Raw genomic sequence first — 19585 nt, 5'->3', positions numbered from 1 at the left:
CTGTCGGCCCCGGCTGCCGTGCATGCGGATTCGGTATTCATTTCGCCTCTCCGCGCGCGGGACGCGTTGGCGCGCCGCTGGCTTTGACATCCTGCGGTGGCAGGCAGCGTTCGTAAACGGCCGAGGTCGCGGCGCCCAGCGCTTGCTGGCTGTGGTGCTCGATCACGTGTCGCAAGGCCGCCTGCGCGAGCCGTGAGCGCAGCAGCGGGTCGGCCATGCGCGACATCGCGGCGGCCAAAGCGTCGGCGTCGTCGGGACGGAACAGCAGGCCGTTGCGCTGGTCGTCGATCAGTTCGAGGTTGCCCCCCACGGCGGAGGCGATCACCGCGCAGCCGGCGGCCATGCTCTCCAGCAGCGCGTTCGAGAGGCCTTCGAAGTGGGAAGGCAGCACCAGGAAATCGGCGGCCTGCATCAGTTCCGTCGCATCCGAGCGCTCGCCCAGGAAGGCCAGATCCGCCGCCACGCCCTGGTCCGTCGCGAGCCGTTCGATGACGGTTCGCAGCGGCCCGTCGCCGGCCAGCGCGATCCAGGGGCGCGCGCCGGGCGGCATCGTCGCCAGCGCGCGGATCAGGCAGGGCAGGTTTTTGACCGATACCAACCGGCCGACGAACAAGCCGAACGCGCGCCCGTCCGGTACCCCTAGCGCGCGTCGGATCCGACTGCGCTCCTCGTCGCAGAGGCCTGCTGGCACGCCGACGCCATTGGCGACGGTCACGAATTTCGCCGCGGGCGCGCGGGTGCGCTGGGCGGTGGCGCGCGCGCCCGCGTTCGAGTTGGCGATGACGGCGGCGCTGCGGCCCAGGACGTAGCGCTTGAGCCACCAGAACCAGGCCGGCCGATCGAGCGCGAAACTGCGCTCGGAGGCGACCAGCGCCGGCCGGCGCCGCGACAGCGCACGGGCCAGGACCGTCGCCCATTCGGCGGTCAGGGAAAAAGCGTGCACGATGGCGTAGTCGCGCTCGCGCAGCAGGCGCGCGTAAGCCAGCAGGAACGCCGGGTCGATCCGGCGACGCTTAGGCAGGTAGTGCACCGGCACGCCGTCGCGACGGATCGCGTCGGCCAGGAAGGAATCGCAGCGGAAGAAGGCCAGCTCAGGCGCCCATCGGCGCCGGTCCAGGCCCGTCAGCAGATGCTGAACCTGGCGCTGGCTGCCGCCCACCTCCATGCCGTCGATCACCACCAGGAGCCGTTCACGCCGCATGGTTGACGGCCCTCGTCATCAGATCATGCAGCTTGAGCGCTTCCTTGCGGGCATCGAATTCCAACTCGATACGCTGACGTGCGGCGATCGCCAGTCGTTTGCGCAGCGGCGCGTCGTCCAGCAAGCGCTGCAGCGCCTGCGCCAGCGAAACGGCGTTGCGCTCGGCCGCCAGCAGCCCATGCACTTCGTTGCCGATCAGCTCCGGCACGCCGGATACCGGGCAGCTGACGACCGGGCAGCCCGCGGCCATCGCTTCCATCAGAGCCACCGGAATGCCGTCGCGGCTGCCGTTGGCGGCGATCTGGCAGGGCAGGGCGAATACCGTGGACTGTTCCAATGCCGCGCGCACATATTCCTGCGGCTGCGCTCCGGCCAACTCCACATACCGCCGCAGCTCGTGGCGATCGATCAGGCGCCGCAGTTCCTGACGCGCCGGACCTTCGCCGACCAGGGTGCACAGGAACGGCGTGCCTGCGTCGCGCAGGATCGCCAGGGCCTCGATCAGCGTGTGGAAGCCCTTCTCCGGAGACAGGCGGCCGACGCCCAGGATTCTGTTGCCGGACGGCTCGCGGGTCCTCGCGGAGATCTGCCGCAGATCGACGCCGCAATGCACGACCTTCAGTTTGCGCGGCGCCAGCGCGGAGATGTTGCGATCGAGCCAGCCGACGTTGTGGCGCGAAATCGTGACCGCCAGCGCCGCATCGGCGATCTTGCGCGGAAGCAGATGATGGTTCCTGAAGACGTCGTGCGCATGGCACGTGAAGCCGAATGGACGCCGCATGGCGCGCGCCAGCGCCCAGGCCGCGGTGGTCGGATAGGTGGACCAATGGGCGTGGATGAATTGCGGGTCGAAGGCCTGCAGCCACGGAATCTGGCTCAGGCTCCTGACCAGGGTCGCCAGCGATTTGGCCAGGACCGCGGGCGTGCGCCAGGTGTCCGCGACCACGGTGGCGACGGCGCCGCCGATACGCACGGGGTGCGTGACTAGCACGCGCAGGCTGTTCCACAGGGTCGGCAGCGGACCGAGCGGCTGGCGCACGCGATCCAGCAAGGTCGCGGCGTCGGCCTGAACCATGGTTTCGCCGGAACGTTTCAGGGAAAGGATGCGTACGTCGACCCCAACCTCGATCAGGGTGGCGATTTCGCGAACGATGAAGGTCTCCGACCAGCTCGGAAACTGCGAGACCACATACACGACCCGTTGCAATGGCTGTTGCGTGGTCGCCGCAAGCTCCGCATAGGCTGAGTCGCGCGCGATCGCCGCCGTGGCGTCTTCGGAGCTGGCATAGACATGGCTTGCCTGCGACTGCATGGTCGATTTACCTGGCTCCGGTTCATGAAAAACAACGTCGCGTGGCGCCGTCGACGGCCAGTAGCGGGGCGACGGCCGAGGGACGCGACGCGTGCGCTCAGCGTTGCGGCGTCCAGGTCACGATGCGTTCGCCGCGCAGGAACCGGAACAGGCTGACGGCGGAGGCCAGGTTGGTCAGCAGGAAGTAGTAGGGTTTGGCGAGCAGGCGCGATTTGCCGGGCAGGCGCGGCGACGCGAATCCGAGCAGACCCGCCGACAGCAACGCGAACTGCAAGGCCAACAGCCATGCGTAGCGTCCCTGCAGCGCGAGCGCCGCGTTGGCGAGCAGGGCGAGCATCCAGAACACCGGCGACAGGTACCGGAGCAGCTTGTGCGACCACAGCTGCCAGGCGAACGCGCCGAACCTGAACGGGTTGAGAAAGCGCTTCTGGCTCGCCAAGGCCGAGAGGCTGCGCATGCCGACGCGCACGCGCATGGCCAGTTCGCGATCGGGGTGGTCCAGGGCGGTTTCGTAGCACATCGCGTCGGGTTCGAGCACGGTGCGCAAGCCTTGCTCGCGCACCAGCATCGCGACCACGAAGTCGCTGATCAGCTCCGGGGCGATGTCGCGATAGGCGCTGCGGCGGACCGCATACAGGCAACCGGAGACGCCGATCAGCGAACCGATGTCGCTCTCAGCCATGCGCAGCATGATTTCGTAGTTCCAGTAGGAGGTGCCGCCGCGACCGGTGGCATCGTCGCCTTGCGCGACATAGCTGAGGCGGCCGGCGACGCAGCCCACCGCGGGGTCATGGAAGTTGCGCGTCATCGCGCGCAGGGCGTCCGTTGCGATCCGGGTGGTGGCGTCGGTGAACAGCAGGATATCGCCGGAGGCGGCGGCCGCCGCCGCGTTCTGGCAGGCCGTTTTGCCCTGGCGCCCCTCCACGCGCAGCAGGCGGACCCCGGCGATGCCGAGGCCGCGCACGATGTCGTCGGTGCCATCGCTGGAGGCGTCCGAGGCCACGATGACGTCGATCCGCCCTTGCGGGTAATCCAGGGCCAGCACGTTGCGGACCTTGAGCTCGATGTCCTTCTCTTCGTTGTAGGCCGTGATGATCACGGTGACGGACGGGGTAATGGGCTGCTTGCGCGTCGCGCGCGGCCGGACGCGCGCGATCGCGATCGCCAGGACCGGGTAGCCCGCGTAGACGTAGGCCAGCAACCCGACCGAAGCCCAGAACAGAAGCTCGAGCATGCTCCGAAGCCCTCCGTCAGCGCTGCCACCACAGCGTCAGGAACACGGCGTTCTCCGTGTACTCCTGATCGGCGACGTTGGATTTGCGCTGGTTCCGAACCGCTTCGGCGCGCCAACCCCAGTGCCGCGTCAGCTGATAGTTGACGCCCAGGCTGTACACGCGATCGCGATCTTCCTCGTTGCGGCTCAGGAACTCGCGGTTGCGCACCGAGCCGGTGAAGAACAGGCTGACCAAGGGGCGCAGCCGGTAGTCGACTTCGAAGAACGCGCCGCGCTCGCGGCGATCGGCATCGCCGCGGTCGATGTAGCGCAGTTCCCGGTACAGCGGGCGCACGCGCAAGCCGACGCGTTCGCCCCGATGGCGGTAGTCGAGCTCGACGTCGCGCTGCCGGTACACGCCGGACGACACCAGCGAGGAGGACGAATCCACCAGATCCGGCACCAGGCTTTCGTCGGGGTCGCGCAGCCGCACCACCAGGTCCTGGACCTGGTCGGCGAACTGATGACGGGCGCGTAGACGGAAGCGGTTGCGCGAGTCGGATTGCCACTGCACCGTCGCCCGCGCGATCGTCGTGGTGGGGTCGTCGCCGCTGTCGCGATTGAGGCGCGAATGGCCCAGATCCAGCTCGTACTCGACCTTGCGCAGCCTGCCCTCATAGCGGACGAAAGCGTCGGTGCGCGTGTAGTCGACGGCGGTCGGGGCATCGTCGAATCTCGCTTTCATGGAGGTCAGGTTGAGCGAGCCCTTCGATGTGGGGCTCAGGTCTCGTTGCAGGGAGGCGGCCGCGCTATAGCGCTCGCCGTCGAAATCGGGCGCCACTTCGGCATGCGTGCTGACCCCTCGCAGGTCCAACTGGAAGCGGGTCGCATCGCCCATCCGGGCGAAGAAGCTGGGCCCGCCGAGCAGGATGTTCACCCGCTGCAGGTTGCCCGGATAGCGTCCGCCGCGGAAATTGATCGGCTCCTCGCTCAGGTAGTCCTCGACCACCAGGTTCATCCGCTGCGGCAGCAGCGACCAGTTGAGCTGACCGGCGAATTCGCTGCGGCTCTCGTCGTCGAACTGGTTGCCGAAGTAGCGGCGGCGCTCGAACTCGCCGCGCGCCTGCAGCTCGACCGTGGCGCCTTCCTCCTTGAGGTCGAACTTGATGCGCGGGACCAGGACCGTGTCCTCGGCCTGGTTGTCCTCGCTTTGGTTGATGTTGTCGCTGTGCAGCGCTTCGACTTCTATACGGTAGTTGAGTCGCGCGGCGTGCGCGCTGCCGGCCAACGCCGCTGCCGCCAATATCGCCAGATGCAGCCGGGTCCGTCGCGCGCGCGTCCGCGGCGGGGCGATGCACGCAGCGCGGTGGTCAGGCGCTCTCATTGAAGATCACGCCGGCGAACTTGGCCGGGTCGAAGTTGGCGGCGGCCGCGGCGATCTCGGCGGCGGTGTTGCGGCCGTATCCCGCGACCAGCACTACCACGTCGGCCAGTTCCGACAGGATGCGCGCATCGGGCGCTCCCAGCGTCGGCGGGCTGTCCAGGACGATGTAGCGATCGGAGTAGCTGCTGCGCAGCGAATCCAGCAACAGGCGCATGCGGAACGAGGAGAAGTATTCGGTCTCCATTTCGCTATGGGCCGAGCGCCCCGCCGGAATCAGCTTCAGGCGCGGGATGACGGTGCTGTAGATCATGTCGTCCACGTCGGCGTCCAGGTCCTCCAGATACTTGATGAGGCTGCCGCGGTTGTCGTTGATCTTCATCACGGCGTGCTGGACCGGATGCAGCAGGTTGCAGTCGATCAGCAGAGCGCTGCGCTCCTGGTCGAGAGTGATGGTGAGCGCGAGGTTGCGGGCCACGAAGCTACCGCCGCAGGCCGGGCCGACCGGCGCGACCAGGGTGATGAAGTTGTCCGTCGCCGTCGCCAGCAGGCGCGTGCGCAGCTCGCGGAAGGCGTTGACCAGTTGCCGGTTGGCGCCGTCGGCGAAGGGGATGATCGAGCGCTCGACCAACTGCTCGGGCGTCAGCGCCGTGCCGCCGTCGCGGCGCACGACACTTCTTTTTCCAGGTCCGATGTCGGTCATATGGGCCGATGCGTCCACCGCGTGGCGATTGAAGTCGTTCATAGGACATCCGTCATTTTCAGGACGAACACGACACCGTAGATCAGGGGCACGAGCGCGAACAGGATCGATCCGATCTTCATCCGTTTGGCGTGCTGTGCGGTCTGGTCGTAAGTCAGGTGCAGCGGAATGACCCCGAGCACCGGCAGGCCCGCATCGCGTTCGATCTGCAGCGGCGTGCGTACGCGCGGGTCGTGCTTGACCAGCATCGACAGCATCACCAGCGGGATCACGATCGCCAGCAGCAGGCCGGCCACGGCGAAATGCATCAGGCGCAAGCCCGTGGACTGCAGAGGAATCGAAGCGGGTTCGAGGATCTGGAAACCCAGACTGCGGCCGTCGGCGTCCAGGCTCATGGAAACGCGCGCGTTCTCGCGTCGCTTGAGCAGGTCGTCGAACATTTCCTTATTGATGTCGTGCACACGGGTCAGGGCGGTGACGGTGCCTTCGTCGCCGATGATCCTGCGGCTGCGTTCCAGCTCCTCGCGCAACAGCGCTTGCGCGGTGGCCAGCCGCGAGGCCGAGGCCGCGCCCTGTCGGCGGACTTCCGCCAGCTGGGCGCGCAGCTGCTGATAGACCGGGTTCATCGAGCCGGTATCGCCGGGCAACACCGCGGCGCCGCCGGAGTTCGCCGAGGGGTTGCTCTGCAGCTCGCGGATCTGGTTGCGGACCCGCACCACGTCCGGGTGCTGGGCGGTATAGCTCAGCATCAGACGGTCCTGCTCCGCCTGCAGGGTGGCGAGCTGGACGTTGGTCCGGGTGGAGCGGGAGATGGTGTTGAGCTGGCTTTCGCGCGAGAGCTGGCCTATCACTTGGCGCTCCTGCGCACCGACGTCGGCCAGGTCCATGGCGGCGTTGTCGGCGGCGCGGCGCAACTCGGCGATGCGTGCGGAAACGTCGGTGTCGACGCCAGGCATCGCGTCCGGGTTCGCGCTGCGGTACTCGCGCAGTTTGCGGTCGGCCTCGGAGAACGCGCGCTGGTAGTTGTCCACTTGCGCGTCGATGAACTGGTACGCGGAGCGGCTCGCGCGCGCCCGAGAGTCCAGCACCTGCTCGATCAGCGCCTCCGAGAATCGCTTGGTCACGGCATAGGCGCGCTTGGGATCGGAGTCCGAATAGGTGATCTTCACCAGGCTGAGCTTGGGATCTGTCGAGCGCGTCTGGGCGCGGTCGGTGACCGCGATGTCGGTGCTGTTGATGATGGAGTTGATCAGCTCCTGCTTGCGCAAGGGGCTGGGATTCGACTCCAGCCAGCCGCCTGCCTTGAGCACGTCCGCCATGACCCGGCTGCCGAACAGCACCTCGCGCGAGATCACGGCGCGGGCGACCTCGTTGGGGGCGGTGGTGCGCCCCTGCATCAGCGGCGCGATCGGCGTGTTGTCCTGGACCAGCACCATCGCCGACGACTTGTACGTGGACGGATTGACCAGGCCCCAGGCCAGGAACAGCAGCGCTATGGCGGCGAAGATGGTGGCCAGCGGCAGCAGGTAGCGCCGGAATTCCCTGCGCGCGACCGACAGCATGGTCAGCGTCGGCAGGCGTTCCGACGAGGAGCCCGGCAACAGCGGTTGCCCGTACGGATTGTTCACAGAACGCGCTCCGGTACCGTGATCACGTCGCCGGGGGCGACCTTATAGTTGGTGCTCAGATCGCCGGCGTTGAGGATGTGGTCGAGCTGCACCCCATAGGCCTGCGCGCCGTCGCCGCTCTTGCGGTGCAGGCTGGAGCGGTCGGCCGCGGCGAACTCGGTGACGCCGCCGGCGGCGAGGACCGCGTCCAGCACGGTCATGCCCTGGCGAAAGGGAATCGAAATCGGCGTGCGCACCGCGCCGGTGACCCGAACCCGCGACAGATACTCGTGGCTGCGCAGTTCGGTGATGATTACCGTCACCTGAGGCTCGATCACATAGGTCGCGAGCTTGCCTTGCAGCTCCTTGGCCACGGCGTCCGGCGTTCGGCCGCCGGCCATGACATCGCCGACCAGCGGAACCGAGATCATGCCGTCGGGGCGGACCGGCGTCACGATGCTCAGCTCGGGATTGCGCCACACCGAAACCTGGACGCGATCGTCGACGCCGATCTGGTATTCGTCCGCGACCGGGGCGGCGGCCGGCGGGGCGCCCGACGCGAGGTTGCCGGAACTGACGCAACCGGCAAGCATTAGGGGCAGACACAAGGCCCAAAGGGCGGCTGCAACGCGCATGGCGATTCTCCGATTGACCCCTCTTGAACAACGCCGAGCACTGATGCGCCCGGCCAGATCCAGCGGTATCGGAAGCCCGTTCCTTCAAGCCCCGTAGTAGTCGCGGTACCAGTCGACGAAGCGCGCAACCCCGACTTCCACCGAGGTCGACGGCGAGTAGCCGACATCCCGGCGCAGCGCCGTCACGTCGGCGCAGGTGTCGGGCACGTCGCCCGGCTGCAGGGGCAGCAGGCGGCGTTCGGACGTTCGTCCCAGGCAGCCTTCGAGCACCTCGATGTAGCGCAGCAGTTCGACGGGCTGGTGGTTGCCGATGTTGTAAAGCCGGTAGGGCGCGCCGGACGTGGCGGGCGTGGGCGCCGCCGCGGTGTAGTCCGGATCGGCGGTTGGAATGCGGTCCAGCGTGCGGACGATGCCCTCGACGATGTCGTCGATGTAGGTGAAGTCGCGGCTGTGGCGACCGTGATTGAACAACTCGATGGGTTCGCCGGCGAGAATCTTGCGCGTGAAGACGAACAGCGCCATGTCGGGCCGGCCCCAGGGGCCGTAGACCGTGAAGAAGCGCAGCCCCGTCGTCGGCAGCCCGAACAGGTGGCTGTAGGTATGCGCCATCAACTCGTTGGCCTTCTTGGTCGCGGCGTACATGCTGACCGGATGGTCGACGTTGTCCTCGACCGAAAACGGAAGCTTGCGATTGGCGCCGTACACCGAACTGGACGAGGCGTATACGAGGTGCTCGACGGCGCGGTGGCGGCAGGCTTCCAGGATGTTCAGGAACCCGATCACATTGCTATCGACGTAGGCGCGCGGGTTCTCCAGCGAGTAGCGCACGCCGGCCTGCGCGGCCAGATTCACGACCCGCTGCGGCCCGAACGAGGCGAAGGCGTCGTCCACGGCCGCGCGGTCCTCGAGCGAACCGAGTACGAAGCGGAAGTTGCGCTGCGGCAGCAGGCGCGCCAGGCGCGCCTGTTTCAGGCTAGGGTCGTAATAGGCGTTGAGGTCGTCGAAGCCGAGCACTTCGTCGCCGCGCGCGAGCAGCACCTCGCTCAGCTTCGCGCCGATGAAGCCCGCCGCGCCGGTGACCAGTACGCGCATGGCGCTCACAGGCAGCCGTCGACGCTGGCGCGCGGCAAGGCGCGCTTGACGTCGAAGAGCACGGCCCCGGGCACGCCCAGGCCGCGGATCCGCTCCGCGCCCATGGCGACGAACTCGGCATGCGCCACCGCCAGCACGACGGCGTCGTAGCGGCCGGGTTCGGGCTCGGCGACGAGCGTCACGCCGTACTCTTCGTGCGCGTGCCCGGCGTCGACCCAGGGGTCGTGCACGTCGACCCGGGCGTTGTAGCAGTGGAGTTCGCGAATGATGTCGACCACCTTGGTGTTGCGCAGGTCCGGGCAGTTCTCCTTGAACGCCAGTCCCAGCACCAGCACCCGCGCCTGGGTCATGTCCTGGTTGCGCTGACGCATCAGCTTCACCACCCGGCGCGCGACATGGCTGCCCATGCCGTCGTTGATGCGGCGCCCGGCCAGGATCATGTCCGGGTGGTAGCCGATCTGCTGGGCCTTGTGGGTGAGGTAGTAGGGATCCACGCCGATGCAATGGCCGCCGACCAGGCCCGGACGGAACGGCAGGAAATTCCACTTGGTGCCGGCGGCTTCGAGCACCTCGTGGGTGTCGATATCGAGGCGATGGAAGATCAGGGCCAGTTCGTTGATCAGGGCGATGTTGACGTCGCGCTGGATGTTCTCGATGACCTTGGCCGCCTCGGCCACGCGGATGCTGGAAGCCTTGTGGGTGCCGGCCTTGATGATCCGCCCGTACAGTGCGTCGACCAGATCGGCGGCCTCCGGGGTCGAGCCGGAGGTGACCTTCATGATGGTTTCCAGGCGGTGGTTGGGGTCGCCCGGGTTGATGCGCTCGGGGCTGTAGCCCGCATGGAAGTCCTGGTTGAACGTCAGGCCCGATTCGCGTTCGACGATCGGCACGCAGATCTCCTGGGTCGCGCCGGGATACACCGTCGACTCGTAGATCACGATGCCGCCGCGCCCGATCGCCCGGCCCACCGTGCGGCTGGCCGACTCGAGCGGGCGCAGGTCGGGACGCTTGTACTCGTCGATGGGGGTCGGCACGGTCACGATGAACACGTTGCAGCCGGCCAGCGACGACGGATCGCTGCTGAACTCCAGCTGCGCCGCCTCGCGCAGCTCCTGCGCCGAGACCTCGCGGGTATGGTCCCGATGCGCCTGGAGTTCGGCCACGCGCGCGGCGTCGATGTCGAATCCGACGGTCGGGAAGCGCTTTCCGAATGCCGCGGCGAGCGGCAGGCCCACATAGCCCAAGCCTAGGATTGCGATACGGGCCTCGTCCAACGAGGCCAATGTGGCATTACTTGCCAAGCAGACCTCCCCTGACGGTCGACTTTCGAGCCCGTGGTGCGGTATCCGGTCTAAGGGTTAACGCCAGTCGGGCGCGATCGCGGACAGCCGACGACGAGCGGAGCGGTGAAGCGGGCGAACGGACGCGGGATTGGACGCTCGCAGCCGCGTTCCGCGTTGTCCAGGAAACCACGGCAGCAGCGGCGTACCCAGATGGCCGGCCAGACTACGAAATGCGTCTTGGTATGCGGTGGGGCCGGCTACATCGGCAGCCACACCTGTACCGCGTTGGCGGAGCGGGGGCATCGCATCGTCATCGCCGACAATTTCGCCAACAGCTCGCCGCGCGTACTGCTGCGCCTGCAGCGCATCGTCGGCGCGCCGGTGGAGTGCGAGCGCCTGGATTTGCGCAGCAAGTCGGCCGTGACCCGGTTGTTCAAGCGGCATCGCTTCGACGCGGTGATCCACTTCGCCGCGCTCAAGGCCGTCGGCGAGTCGTTCGAGCGGCCGCTGGCTTACTTCGACAACAACATCAGCGGCACCATCAACCTGCTCGGCGCCATGCACGATGCGGGGGTGATGCGGTTGGTGTTCAGCTCGTCGGCCACCGTGTATGGCGATCCGGAGAGCGTTCCGATCAACGAGCAGGCGCGGCTGGGCGTGACCAACCCCTATGGCCGCACCAAGCTGGTGATGGAGCAGCTGATCGAGGACCTGTGCCACGCGGACGGCTGCTTCCGCGCCGCCAACCTGCGCTACTTCAACCCGGTGGGCGCGCATCCTTCGGGCTTGATCGGCGAGGACCCCGCGGGCATCCCCAACAACGTGATGCCCTACATCTGCCAGGTCGCGGCGGGGCGGCGCGGCAAGCTGAGCATCTTCGGCGACGACTATCCGACCCCGGACGGCACCGGAGTCCGCGACTACATACACGTCATGGACCTGGCGCGGGCGCATGTGGTCGCGCTGGACTACCTGGTGCGCGGAGACGGCAACCTGACCGTCAATCTGGGAACCGGTCGCGGGATCAGCGTGCTGGAGCTGGTGCATGCCTTCGAACGCGCGTCCGGCTGCAGCATTCCTTATGAGATCGTGGCGCGGCGCCGTGGCGACGTCGCCGAGGTCTATGCGGATCCCTCGCTCGCGCGGCGCCTGCTCGGATGGCGGACGCGGCTGGACCTGCACGCCATGTGCCGCGACGCATGGCGGTGGCAGTCGATGAATCCCGACGGCTACCAGCGTCCGACGGCAAAGACGAAGTCCTCGCCGCTGGCGTCGCGCAAGACGATGACCTAGGCCGCGCGGTCGCGACCGGGCCTGCGCTCGGGAGCGGTCCCCGGCGTCGGCGCCAGCGCCCGATCAGCCAGGGACCTCGTCGGTACCGATCCGGGGACCGATCGGCGAGCCGGCGCCGCGCTCGACTGGCCGCGCGTGCGTTCGACCGCCCGCGTCATGGCGACGGTTACGCCCCCTGCCACACGACTCGGACGAACGGTCGTGCGATTGCTGCTGCGCGGCATGACGCAGGCGACGGGCGTGCTAGCTTCCGCTATCTTTGCTTTTGTGCGCAGCGTCAATGATCCGGCGTATGTCGTAATCGCGACGCCGTTGACGTGGTAGTTCGCACGGGGGGCGCGTCTAGGGGGCGTGCCTGCGCGGTTCGCGCAGTAGTCAGGGTCGTCAATTCGCAGGGCCAGATCTCCGCCGGCAGGTGCCGGCGGTTTAACAATGTCAGGGGAGGTCGCGATGAGTGCACGCAAGTCGGCTAGCCAGGGAACACGGAACCATGGACGTCGGCGTCTCGCTTTTGCGGTAGCCGCGGCGCTTGCGGCGATGACCGCCGCGCCGTTGTACGCGCAGCAGGCGCCGCCGGACGCGAGCGCGAAGGACGAGGAAGAGGCGACCACGCTCTCCGGCCTCACCGTGACCGCGCAGAAGCGCGAGGAAGCGCTGCAGGACGTGCCGATCGCGATCACCGCGCTGCCGCAGCAACTGCTGCAGGACACCGGCGTGCGCGACGTCAAGGACTTGCAGGTGCTGGTGCCCGGCCTGACCGTGACCAGCACCCAGAGCGAGGCCCAGACCACCGCGCGCATCCGCGGCATCGGCACCGTCGGCGACAACGCCGGCCTGGAATCGTCGGTGGGCATCGTAATCGACGGCGTCTACCGCCCGCGCAACGGCGTCGGCTTCGGCGACCTGGGCGAGATCGAGCGCATCGAAGTGCTCAAGGGCCCGCAGGGCACGGTGTTCGGCAAGAACACCTCGGCCGGCGTCATCAACGTCATCACCCGCCGCCCCGACTACAACACCAGCGTCGAGGGCGAGTTCACCATCGGCAACTACGGCGCGCTCGGCCTGGCCGGCGCCTTCAACACGCCGATCGGCGACAACGCCGCGTTCCGCATCTATGGCGCCAAGCGCGAGCGCGACGGTTTCGTCGACGTGCGCACCGGCGCCGGCCCGCGCCAGGAAAAGGAAGACTTCGACCAGAACTTCCACACCCTGCGCGCGCAGTTGCTGCTGGAGCCGACCGAAAACCTCGACATCAACCTGATCGGCGACTTCACCAGCCGCGAAGAGAACTGCTGCGTGGGCGTGACCACGGTGCGAGGCGGCACCGGCGCGATCATCGACGCGCTGTCGCCGGATTCCGGCGTGGCCCCGGTCGCCGACCCGTATGCACGCATCGCCTACAGCAACCGCAGCACCGAGCAGGACATGAAGGACAAGGGCGTCTCGGCCGAGGTCAACTGGATCACGCCCTGGTTCAACAACGCCACCCTGACCTCGATCACCGCCAAGCGCGAATGGCGCGCGATCAACGGCCTGGACTTCGACTTCAGCAGCGCCGACCTGCTGTACCGCAACGCCGACGAAGACGAGTCGCTGACCGAGTTCAAGACCTTTAGCCAGGAGTTCCGCCTGACCGGTTCGACCGACAAGATCGACTGGATGTTCGGCCTGTTCTTCTCCGACGAAGACTTGAACCGCAACGAGACCTACCGCATCGGCAACGCCTACGAGCCTTACCTGTCGACCGCGTTGCTGGCGCTGATCAACCCGGCCCTGGCGCAGTCGCCGACCGCCGCGACCTTCCTGTCGCAGACCACCGGGCGCCCGTTCGGCACCGCCTTCGCCGGCTTCGGCGCCGACGACAAGTACCGCCAGAACGCCAAGACCAAGGCCTTCTTCACCAACAACACCTGGCATGCGACCGACGCGCTCGACGTCACCCTGGGCGTGCGCTACACCCAGGAGAACAAGGAACTGGATTCGCGCTACAGCAACCCCAACGGCAGCCCCGGCTGCGCGTCGTACTTCGGTCCCAACGGCCAGGTCAGCCCGGCCGCGCAGGGTCGCATCGCCGCGGCGCTGACCGGACGCGGATTGCCGTTCGCCTCGCTGCCGCCGGCCCAGCAGGCCGCGATCATCAGCAACATCATCGGTTACAGCTGCTTGCCCTGGGCCAATCCGCTGCACAACGGCCGCGCCACCCATCAGGAGAGCGACGAGAAGGAATGGTCGGGCACGCTCAAGCTGGCCTACCGCTGGAACGACCACGTCATGACCTATGTGTCGGGCGCGCGCGGTTACAAGGCCGGCGGTTTCAACCTCGATCGCGTGCAGTCGGCTAATGGCCTGTCCAGCGCGGGGCAGGGCATCCGTCCGGTCGACGACACCTCGTTCCCGGGCGAGTTCGTCAACAGCTTCGAGCTGGGCGCCAAGACCACCTGGGCCGACGGCAACCTGCTGCTCAACGCCACCTTGTTCCACCAGACCTATTCGGACTTCCAGCTCAACAGCTTCCTCGGCACCAGCTTCGTGGTGCGCTCGATTCCGGAAGTGATCTCGCAGGGTATCGACACCGAGATCCTGTGGCAGCCGCAGAAGGGCCTGATGATCCAGGGCGGCCTGACCTACGCCGACACCCGCTACGGCGACGAACGTCCGGGCGGCGACTTCGTCGCTCCGGGCGGCACGGCCCCGGCCGGTGCGCTGTACAAGCTGCCGGGCAGCCAGGTCAGCTTCGCGCCGTACTGGTCGGGCTCGGCTTCGATCACCTACGACTGGAACTTCGCCAGCGACCTGGTGGCGCGCTTCAACGTCGGCGCCAAGTACATGTCCGACTACAACACCGGCTCCGATCTGGATCCGGAGAAGGACCAGGGCGCCTTCACCGTGGTCAACGCGCGCATCGCCATCGGCCGCCGCGACCGCCGCTGGATGGTCGAGTTGTGGGGCCAGAACCTGTTCGACGAGGAATACGCCCAGGTCGGCTTCGACGCGCCGTTGCAGAACGTGTCGCCGCTGCCGAACAACGCTTTCAACTCGTTCAACGCCTTCCTGGGCGCGCCGCGTACCTACGGCGTGACCTTCCGGGTCTCGTACTGAGTTAATCGCGCTTGCGGATCGGCGCAACGCCGGCCGGAAGCAGGGCGCACACCGCGACGCGCGGGCCGCAAGGCCCGCGCGTCGTCGTTTTCAATGGCCTTGGATGCCGCTCCTACCCTAAAGCAAGGGCCTTCTGTGGGAGCGGCGTAAGCCGCGATTTCGCGGTGGCCGGAGTCGCGCGATCGCGGTTTGCGCCGCTCCCACAGGCAGCGACGGCTTGGATTAGCGCTTTCGCTTAGTGGCCTCCTGCTCGCGACTCGCGTCGCTCCTACCCCAAAGCAGTGCCTTCTGTGGGAGCGGCGTGAGCCGCGATTTCGCGGTGGCCGGAGTCGCGCGATCGCGGCTTGCGCCGTTCCCACAGGAGGCGACGGTCCTTGGCGTGGCGATGGCCCGGACCCGGCGTTCCACTCGCGCCACCCCAGCGTTGCCAGATCCCGCAAAGCGTCGGCGCGGCGGGCCGTTATAGTGCGCGCATGACCGACGTCTCCGATGCCGCCCTGCAACACCTCGCCGAACAGGTGGGCGAGGCCGCCCGCAACCACCACCACATGCTGGTCACCGCCGAAAGCTGCACCGGCGGCTGGATCGCCAAGACCCTGACCGACATCGCCGGTTCCTCCGGCTGGTTCGAATGCGGCATGGCCGCCTACAGCTACGAAGCCAAGCAGTCGCTGCTGAGCGTGCGCCCGCAGACCCTGGAGCAGTTCGGCGCGGTCAGCCGCGAGACCGTGATCGAGATGGTCTCCGGCGCCCTGGCCAATACCGGCGCCACCCTGGCGGTCGCGGTCACCGGCATCGCCGGCCCCGGCGGCGGCACCGAGGACAAGCCGGTCGGCACGGTCTGGATCGCCTGGAAGCGCCGCGGCGGCTACCCCAAGGCCGAGGTCTTCCATTTCGCCGGCGACCGCGAGGCGGTGCGCCGCCAGACCGTGGCCGCGTCGCTGCAGGGCATGCTGGCGCTGGCGACCTGATTTCTCACCGGCGTCTGGCCCGCGGTCGGGCGCCGTCGCCCGTTGTCGCGTTCAGTCCAGATCGCGCTCCCACACCTGTCCGATCAGATCGTGGCCGAAACTGTGGTGCGGGTACTGCTCGATCAATTGGAAGCCGCGGGCTTCGTAGATCCGGCGCGCCGCGCTCAGCAGGTCGTTGGTCCACAGGCGCATGCGCGCATAGCCGGCCGCACGCGCGAATTCCAGACAGGTATCCACCAGGCGCTGGCCGACGCCCAGCCCGCGCGCGCGCGGATCGACCAGCAGGCAGCGCAGCTGCGCGGTGTCGGCCTGGTCCTGGTTGCGGACCACGAACACGCAGCCGATGCGCTCGCCGTCGAGTTCGGCGACCCAGCACCGCTCGTAGCGGGGATCGTGCTCGCCGGCGAAAGCCGCGAACAGTTTGGCCACCAGGGCCTCGAACTCGCTGTTCCAGCCGTACTCGTCGGCGTACAGGCGGGCGTGGCGTTCGATCGCCCAGCCGATGTCGCCGATGCCATGCTCGCGGACGAGGACGCGCTGCGCGGGCGGCAGCGCCTGCGGAGTCAGCGCGCGCTGGATGTCGCCGGTCGCCCGCAGCAGGCGCTCGCGCTGCAGCGGCGGTAGCGCCGCCAGCATGTCCGCGGTGGCCTGGTGGGAGTTGCGATCGAGCAGGGCGAAGGTCTCGCGGCCACGCGCCGACAGGGTGAGCTCGTAGCTGCGCGCGTCCTGCCGCGAGCGCGTCTTCTCGACCAGCCCGGCCTCGGCGAAGCCCTGCAGGATCCGGCTCAGGTAACCCGGGTCCAGGCCCAGTTCCTCGCCGATCGCGCGCGCGGCGACCGGTTCGCGCTGGGCGAGTTCGAACAACACGCGCGCCTGGGTCAGCGTATAGGGGCTGTCCAGCAGGTCTTCGCGCAGCACGTCGATCTGGCGCGTGTAGAAGCGGTTGAAGGCGCGGACGGCGTCGACTTGGGCGGTTTCGACTTCGGTGGCCATGGCGGATGCGCGGGGTGGGGGCGAGTCTGTAATCTGGCCAATATGTTTGACTCAGTCAAATAAAATCCGGATGAGCGGTCTTGCTCGCAGGGGTCGTTAGTAGTAATACTGCTAACCATGGACCTGACCGATACCCAGCAAGCCATGCTCGCGCTGATCGCTGAACGGATCGAAGCCGAGGGATTCCCGCCGTCGCAGACCGAGATCGCCAAGGCCTTTGGTTTCAAGGGCGTGCGGGCCGCGCAGTACCACCTGGAGGCGCTCGAGGCCGCCGGTGCGATCGAACGCACCCCGGGCCGCGCGCGTGGCATCCGCGTGCTGCAGCCGCCGCCGGCGCAGCAGGGCCGGTTGGCGCTGCTGGCCGCCAACGACGAAGCCTTGCGCCTGCCGGTGCTGGGGCAGGTCGCGGCCGGGCGGCCGATCGGCTCCGGCGCCCAGCTCGACGCCGACAACTACGTGCTGCTGGATCGCAACATGTTCTTCCCGTCGCCCGACTACCTGCTCAAGGTCAAGGGCGATTCGATGCGCGACGAGGGCATTTTCGACGGCGACCTGATCGGCGTGCACCGCACCGGCGACGCGCGCTCGGGCCAGATCGTGGTCGCGCGCATCGACGACGAGATCACGGTCAAGCTGCTGAAGATCGGCAAGGACCGCATCCGCCTGCTGCCGCGCAATCCCGATTACGCGCCGATCGAGGTCCAGCCCGATCAGGATTTCGCGATCGAGGGTTTGTACTGCGGTCTGGTCCGGCCCAACCGTTGAGCGCGGCGATGAGCGCCTGCATTCGCTTCGGACTTGCCCCAGATCGCGGCGTCGGGATTTCCTCCGGCCCGATGGGGAGAAATCCGACAAGCGCTCGGGTGCTTGCCCAACTGCGCCGGCCCGGCCCGCGGAATAAATTTTCATCGAAGACGCGACGGTCTCAGTCCGTGCGATCCGCGTCCTCTACATTGCCTTCCAACACGACACCGACTCTTTAAGGACACCACGATGGACGAGAACAAGAAGCGCGCCCTGTCGGCCGCCCTGGGCCAGATCGAGAAGCAGTTCGGCAAGGGCTCGGTGATGCGCATGGGCGACCGCGCGGTCGAAGTGGCTGAGGTCATCGGCACCGGCTCGCTGATGCTCGACATCGCGCTGGGCATCGGCGGCCTGCCCAAGGGCCGCGTGGTCGAGATCTACGGTCCGGAATCCTCGGGCAAGACCACCTTGACCCTGCAAGCCATCGCCGAATGCCAGAAGAAGGGCGGCACCGCCGCCTTCATCGACGCCGAGCATGCGCTGGACCCGATCTACGCCGCCAAGCTCGGCGTCAACGTAGACGACCTGCTGCTGTCGCAGCCCGACACCGGCGAACAGGCGCTGGAAATCGCCGACATGCTGGTGCGCTCGGCGGCGGTGGACATCGTGGTGATCGACTCGGTCGCCGCGCTGACCCCCAAGGCCGAAATCGAAGGCGAGATGGGCGACCAGCTGCCGGGCCTGCAGGCGCGTCTGATGAGCCAGGCACTGCGCAAGCTGACGGGCAACATCAAGCGCTCGGGCACCCTGGTGGTGTTCATCAACCAGCTGCGCATGAAGATCGGCGTGATGATGCCCGGCCAGAGCCCGGAAACCACCACCGGCGGCAACGCGCTCAAGTTCTACGCCTCGATCCGCCTGGACATCCGCCGCATCGGCGCGATCAAGAAGGGCGACGAGATCATCGGCAATCAGACCAAGATCAAGGTGGTCAAGAACAAGCTGGCGCCCCCGTTCAAGCAGGTCGTCACCGAAATCCTCTACGGCGAGGGCATCTCGCGCGAGGGCGAACTGATCGACATGGGCGTGGAAGCCAAGCTGGTCGAAAAGTCCGGTGCCTGGTACAGCTGCGGCGACGAGCGTATCGGTCAGGGCAAGGAAAACGCCCGCCAGTACCTCAAGGAGAATCCCGAGGTCGCCAACCGCCTCGAGGCCGCTCTGCGCGAGAAGTTCGTCCCGACCGACGTCAAGCGCGACGAAGTCGACGCCGAAGGCCAGGACGACTGAGGCAGCCGATGCCGGCGGCCGACGCCGGCACCCTTGGCTTGAGCCCGATCGGATATGCACGAAGACGAACCGCTGCACGACTCGGAGCCCAGTCCCGGCTCCACCGGTGACGACCGCCCCGAGGGCGGCCGCAGCGGACGTCGCCGCGGCGGTCGCGAGCAGAGCCCGACCCAACGCGCCCTGGGTCTGCTGACCCGGCGCGAGCACTCCAGGAAGGAGTTGCAACGCAAGCTCACCTCGCGCGGCATGGACGCCGGCGAGGTCGAGACCGCCATCGAGGCCTTGTCCGGCCTGGGTTGGCAGGACGACGCCCGCTTCGCCGAGAGTCTGGTGCGCAGCCGCGCCAGCAGCGGGTACGGCCCGATCCGAGTCCGCGCCGAGCTGGCCACCCACGGGCTGGACAGCGAGGCCATTGCCCGCGCGCTGGACAGCTACGAGGGCGATTGGCTGGAGAACGCCCGCGACCTGGTCAGACGCCGCTTCGGCGGGCCGTCCAGCGAGTCTCCCGGGGAGGATCTGGCCCTGCGCCGCAAGGCCGCCGACTTCCTGATACGCCGGGGGTTCGACGGCGAACGGGTGCGGAAAGCGACTCGTTTCGATCCCGACGACTGAACGTAGGCCGAAAACGCTTGCGGACTCCGCGCAACAGGGCCCGGAGCCTGTTAGGCTACGCGGCTTTCGGGTTTTGGGTTGCCTGTTCCAGTCGACGCCCCCATCGTGAGGGCAGAGGCCCTGGACCGCCAGTCCGGCCCGGTCCTATCGAGTTCGCGC

The 19585-nt window shown here is 67.6% G+C and carries 16 protein-coding genes; 6 read left to right on the top strand and 10 right to left on the bottom strand.

Annotated features, from left to right (window positions below):
* Positions 1 to 37: 37 nt before the first annotated feature.
* From ASE35_RS07300 to ASE35_RS07260, 9 genes are all read right to left on the bottom strand, one after another.
* On the bottom strand, positions 38 to 1201 hold the full coding sequence (locus ASE35_RS07300) for a glycosyltransferase (RefSeq protein ID WP_057163344.1): 1164 nt from the start codon (positions 1199 to 1201) through the stop codon (positions 38 to 40).
* A complete protein-coding gene (locus ASE35_RS07295; protein WP_057163343.1) occupies positions 1191 to 2513 on the bottom strand; it encodes a glycosyltransferase family 4 protein in 1323 nt (440 codons plus the stop codon). Before ASE35_RS07295 ends, ASE35_RS07300 begins: the two co-directional genes overlap by 11 nt.
* Positions 2514 to 2610: 97 nt before the next feature.
* Positions 2611 to 3747 (bottom strand): glycosyltransferase family 2 protein, encoded by a 1137-nt coding sequence (locus tag ASE35_RS07290; protein WP_057163342.1) that lies wholly within the window; start codon positions 3745 to 3747, stop codon positions 2611 to 2613.
* Between the two features lie 16 nt (positions 3748 to 3763).
* Complete coding sequence (locus ASE35_RS07285; RefSeq protein ID WP_057163341.1) at positions 3764 to 5014, bottom strand: outer membrane beta-barrel protein; 1251 nt, start codon at positions 5012 to 5014, stop codon at positions 3764 to 3766.
* A gap of 82 nt (positions 5015 to 5096) precedes the next feature.
* Positions 5097 to 5852 (bottom strand): CpsD/CapB family tyrosine-protein kinase, encoded by a 756-nt coding sequence (locus ASE35_RS07280; RefSeq protein ID WP_082611150.1) that lies wholly within the window; start codon positions 5850 to 5852, stop codon positions 5097 to 5099.
* A complete protein-coding gene (locus tag ASE35_RS07275; protein WP_057159572.1) occupies positions 5849 to 7438 on the bottom strand; it encodes a hypothetical protein in 1590 nt (529 codons plus the stop codon). The genes ASE35_RS07280 and ASE35_RS07275 overlap by 4 nt, the downstream gene beginning before the upstream one ends.
* Positions 7435 to 8052 carry an XrtA/PEP-CTERM system exopolysaccharide export protein gene (locus ASE35_RS07270; protein ID WP_057163339.1) on the bottom strand — a complete coding sequence of 206 codons (618 nt, stop codon included), beginning with the start codon at positions 8050 to 8052 and terminating at the stop codon, positions 7435 to 7437. Before ASE35_RS07270 ends, ASE35_RS07275 begins: the two co-directional genes overlap by 4 nt.
* 84 nt (positions 8053 to 8136) lie before the next feature.
* Positions 8137 to 9144 (bottom strand): NAD-dependent epimerase, encoded by a 1008-nt coding sequence (locus ASE35_RS07265; RefSeq protein ID WP_057163338.1) that lies wholly within the window; start codon positions 9142 to 9144, stop codon positions 8137 to 8139.
* A 5-nt stretch (positions 9145 to 9149) separates the two neighbouring features.
* The gene (locus ASE35_RS07260) at positions 9150 to 10427 is read right to left on the bottom strand and encodes a nucleotide sugar dehydrogenase (protein WP_057163337.1); all 1278 of its coding nucleotides are present in this window, start codon (positions 10425 to 10427) and stop codon (positions 9150 to 9152) included.
* A 210-nt stretch (positions 10428 to 10637) separates the two neighbouring features.
* On the opposite strand from ASE35_RS07260, the gene galE reads away from it, so the two are divergent.
* From galE to ASE35_RS07245, 3 genes are all read left to right on the top strand, one after another.
* Positions 10638 to 11720: a UDP-glucose 4-epimerase GalE gene (gene galE, locus ASE35_RS07255; RefSeq protein WP_057163336.1), complete on the top strand. Its 1083-nt coding sequence runs from the start codon at positions 10638 to 10640 to the stop codon at positions 11718 to 11720.
* A 537-nt stretch (positions 11721 to 12257) separates the two neighbouring features.
* Positions 12258 to 14819, top strand: coding sequence for a TonB-dependent receptor (locus tag ASE35_RS07250; protein ID WP_057159567.1), 2562 nt, complete (start codon positions 12258 to 12260; stop codon positions 14817 to 14819).
* Positions 14820 to 15292: 473 nt separating this feature from the next.
* Positions 15293 to 15790 carry a CinA family protein gene (locus tag ASE35_RS07245; RefSeq protein ID WP_057163335.1) on the top strand — a complete coding sequence of 166 codons (498 nt, stop codon included), beginning with the start codon at positions 15293 to 15295 and terminating at the stop codon, positions 15788 to 15790.
* A 51-nt stretch (positions 15791 to 15841) separates the two neighbouring features.
* Here the strand turns inward: ASE35_RS07245 and ASE35_RS07240 are convergent, their stop codons facing one another.
* Positions 15842 to 16783, bottom strand: a complete 942-nt coding sequence (locus ASE35_RS07240; RefSeq protein WP_057163334.1) for a helix-turn-helix domain-containing GNAT family N-acetyltransferase — start codon at positions 16781 to 16783, stop codon at positions 15842 to 15844.
* A gap of 117 nt (positions 16784 to 16900) precedes the next feature.
* On the opposite strand from ASE35_RS07240, the gene lexA reads away from it, so the two are divergent.
* From lexA to recX, 3 genes are all read left to right on the top strand, one after another.
* The gene (gene lexA, locus ASE35_RS07235) at positions 16901 to 17548 is read left to right on the top strand and encodes a transcriptional repressor LexA (RefSeq protein ID WP_056175690.1); all 648 of its coding nucleotides are present in this window, start codon (positions 16901 to 16903) and stop codon (positions 17546 to 17548) included.
* A 228-nt stretch (positions 17549 to 17776) separates the two neighbouring features.
* Positions 17777 to 18814 (top strand): recombinase RecA, encoded by a 1038-nt coding sequence (gene recA, locus ASE35_RS07230; protein ID WP_056175687.1) that lies wholly within the window; start codon positions 17777 to 17779, stop codon positions 18812 to 18814.
* Between the two features lie 54 nt (positions 18815 to 18868).
* A complete protein-coding gene (recX, locus tag ASE35_RS07225) occupies positions 18869 to 19426 on the top strand; it encodes a recombination regulator RecX (RefSeq protein ID WP_057163333.1) in 558 nt (185 codons plus the stop codon).
* The last annotated feature ends 159 nt before the right edge of the window (positions 19427 to 19585 follow it).

It is taken from the genome of Lysobacter sp. Root916 (assembly GCF_001429785.1).
Classification (GTDB): Bacteria; Pseudomonadota; Gammaproteobacteria; order Xanthomonadales; family Xanthomonadaceae; genus Lysobacter.
The sequence above is the reverse complement of the archived record's forward strand: the minus strand, read 5'-3'. Positions and strand labels throughout refer to the sequence as shown.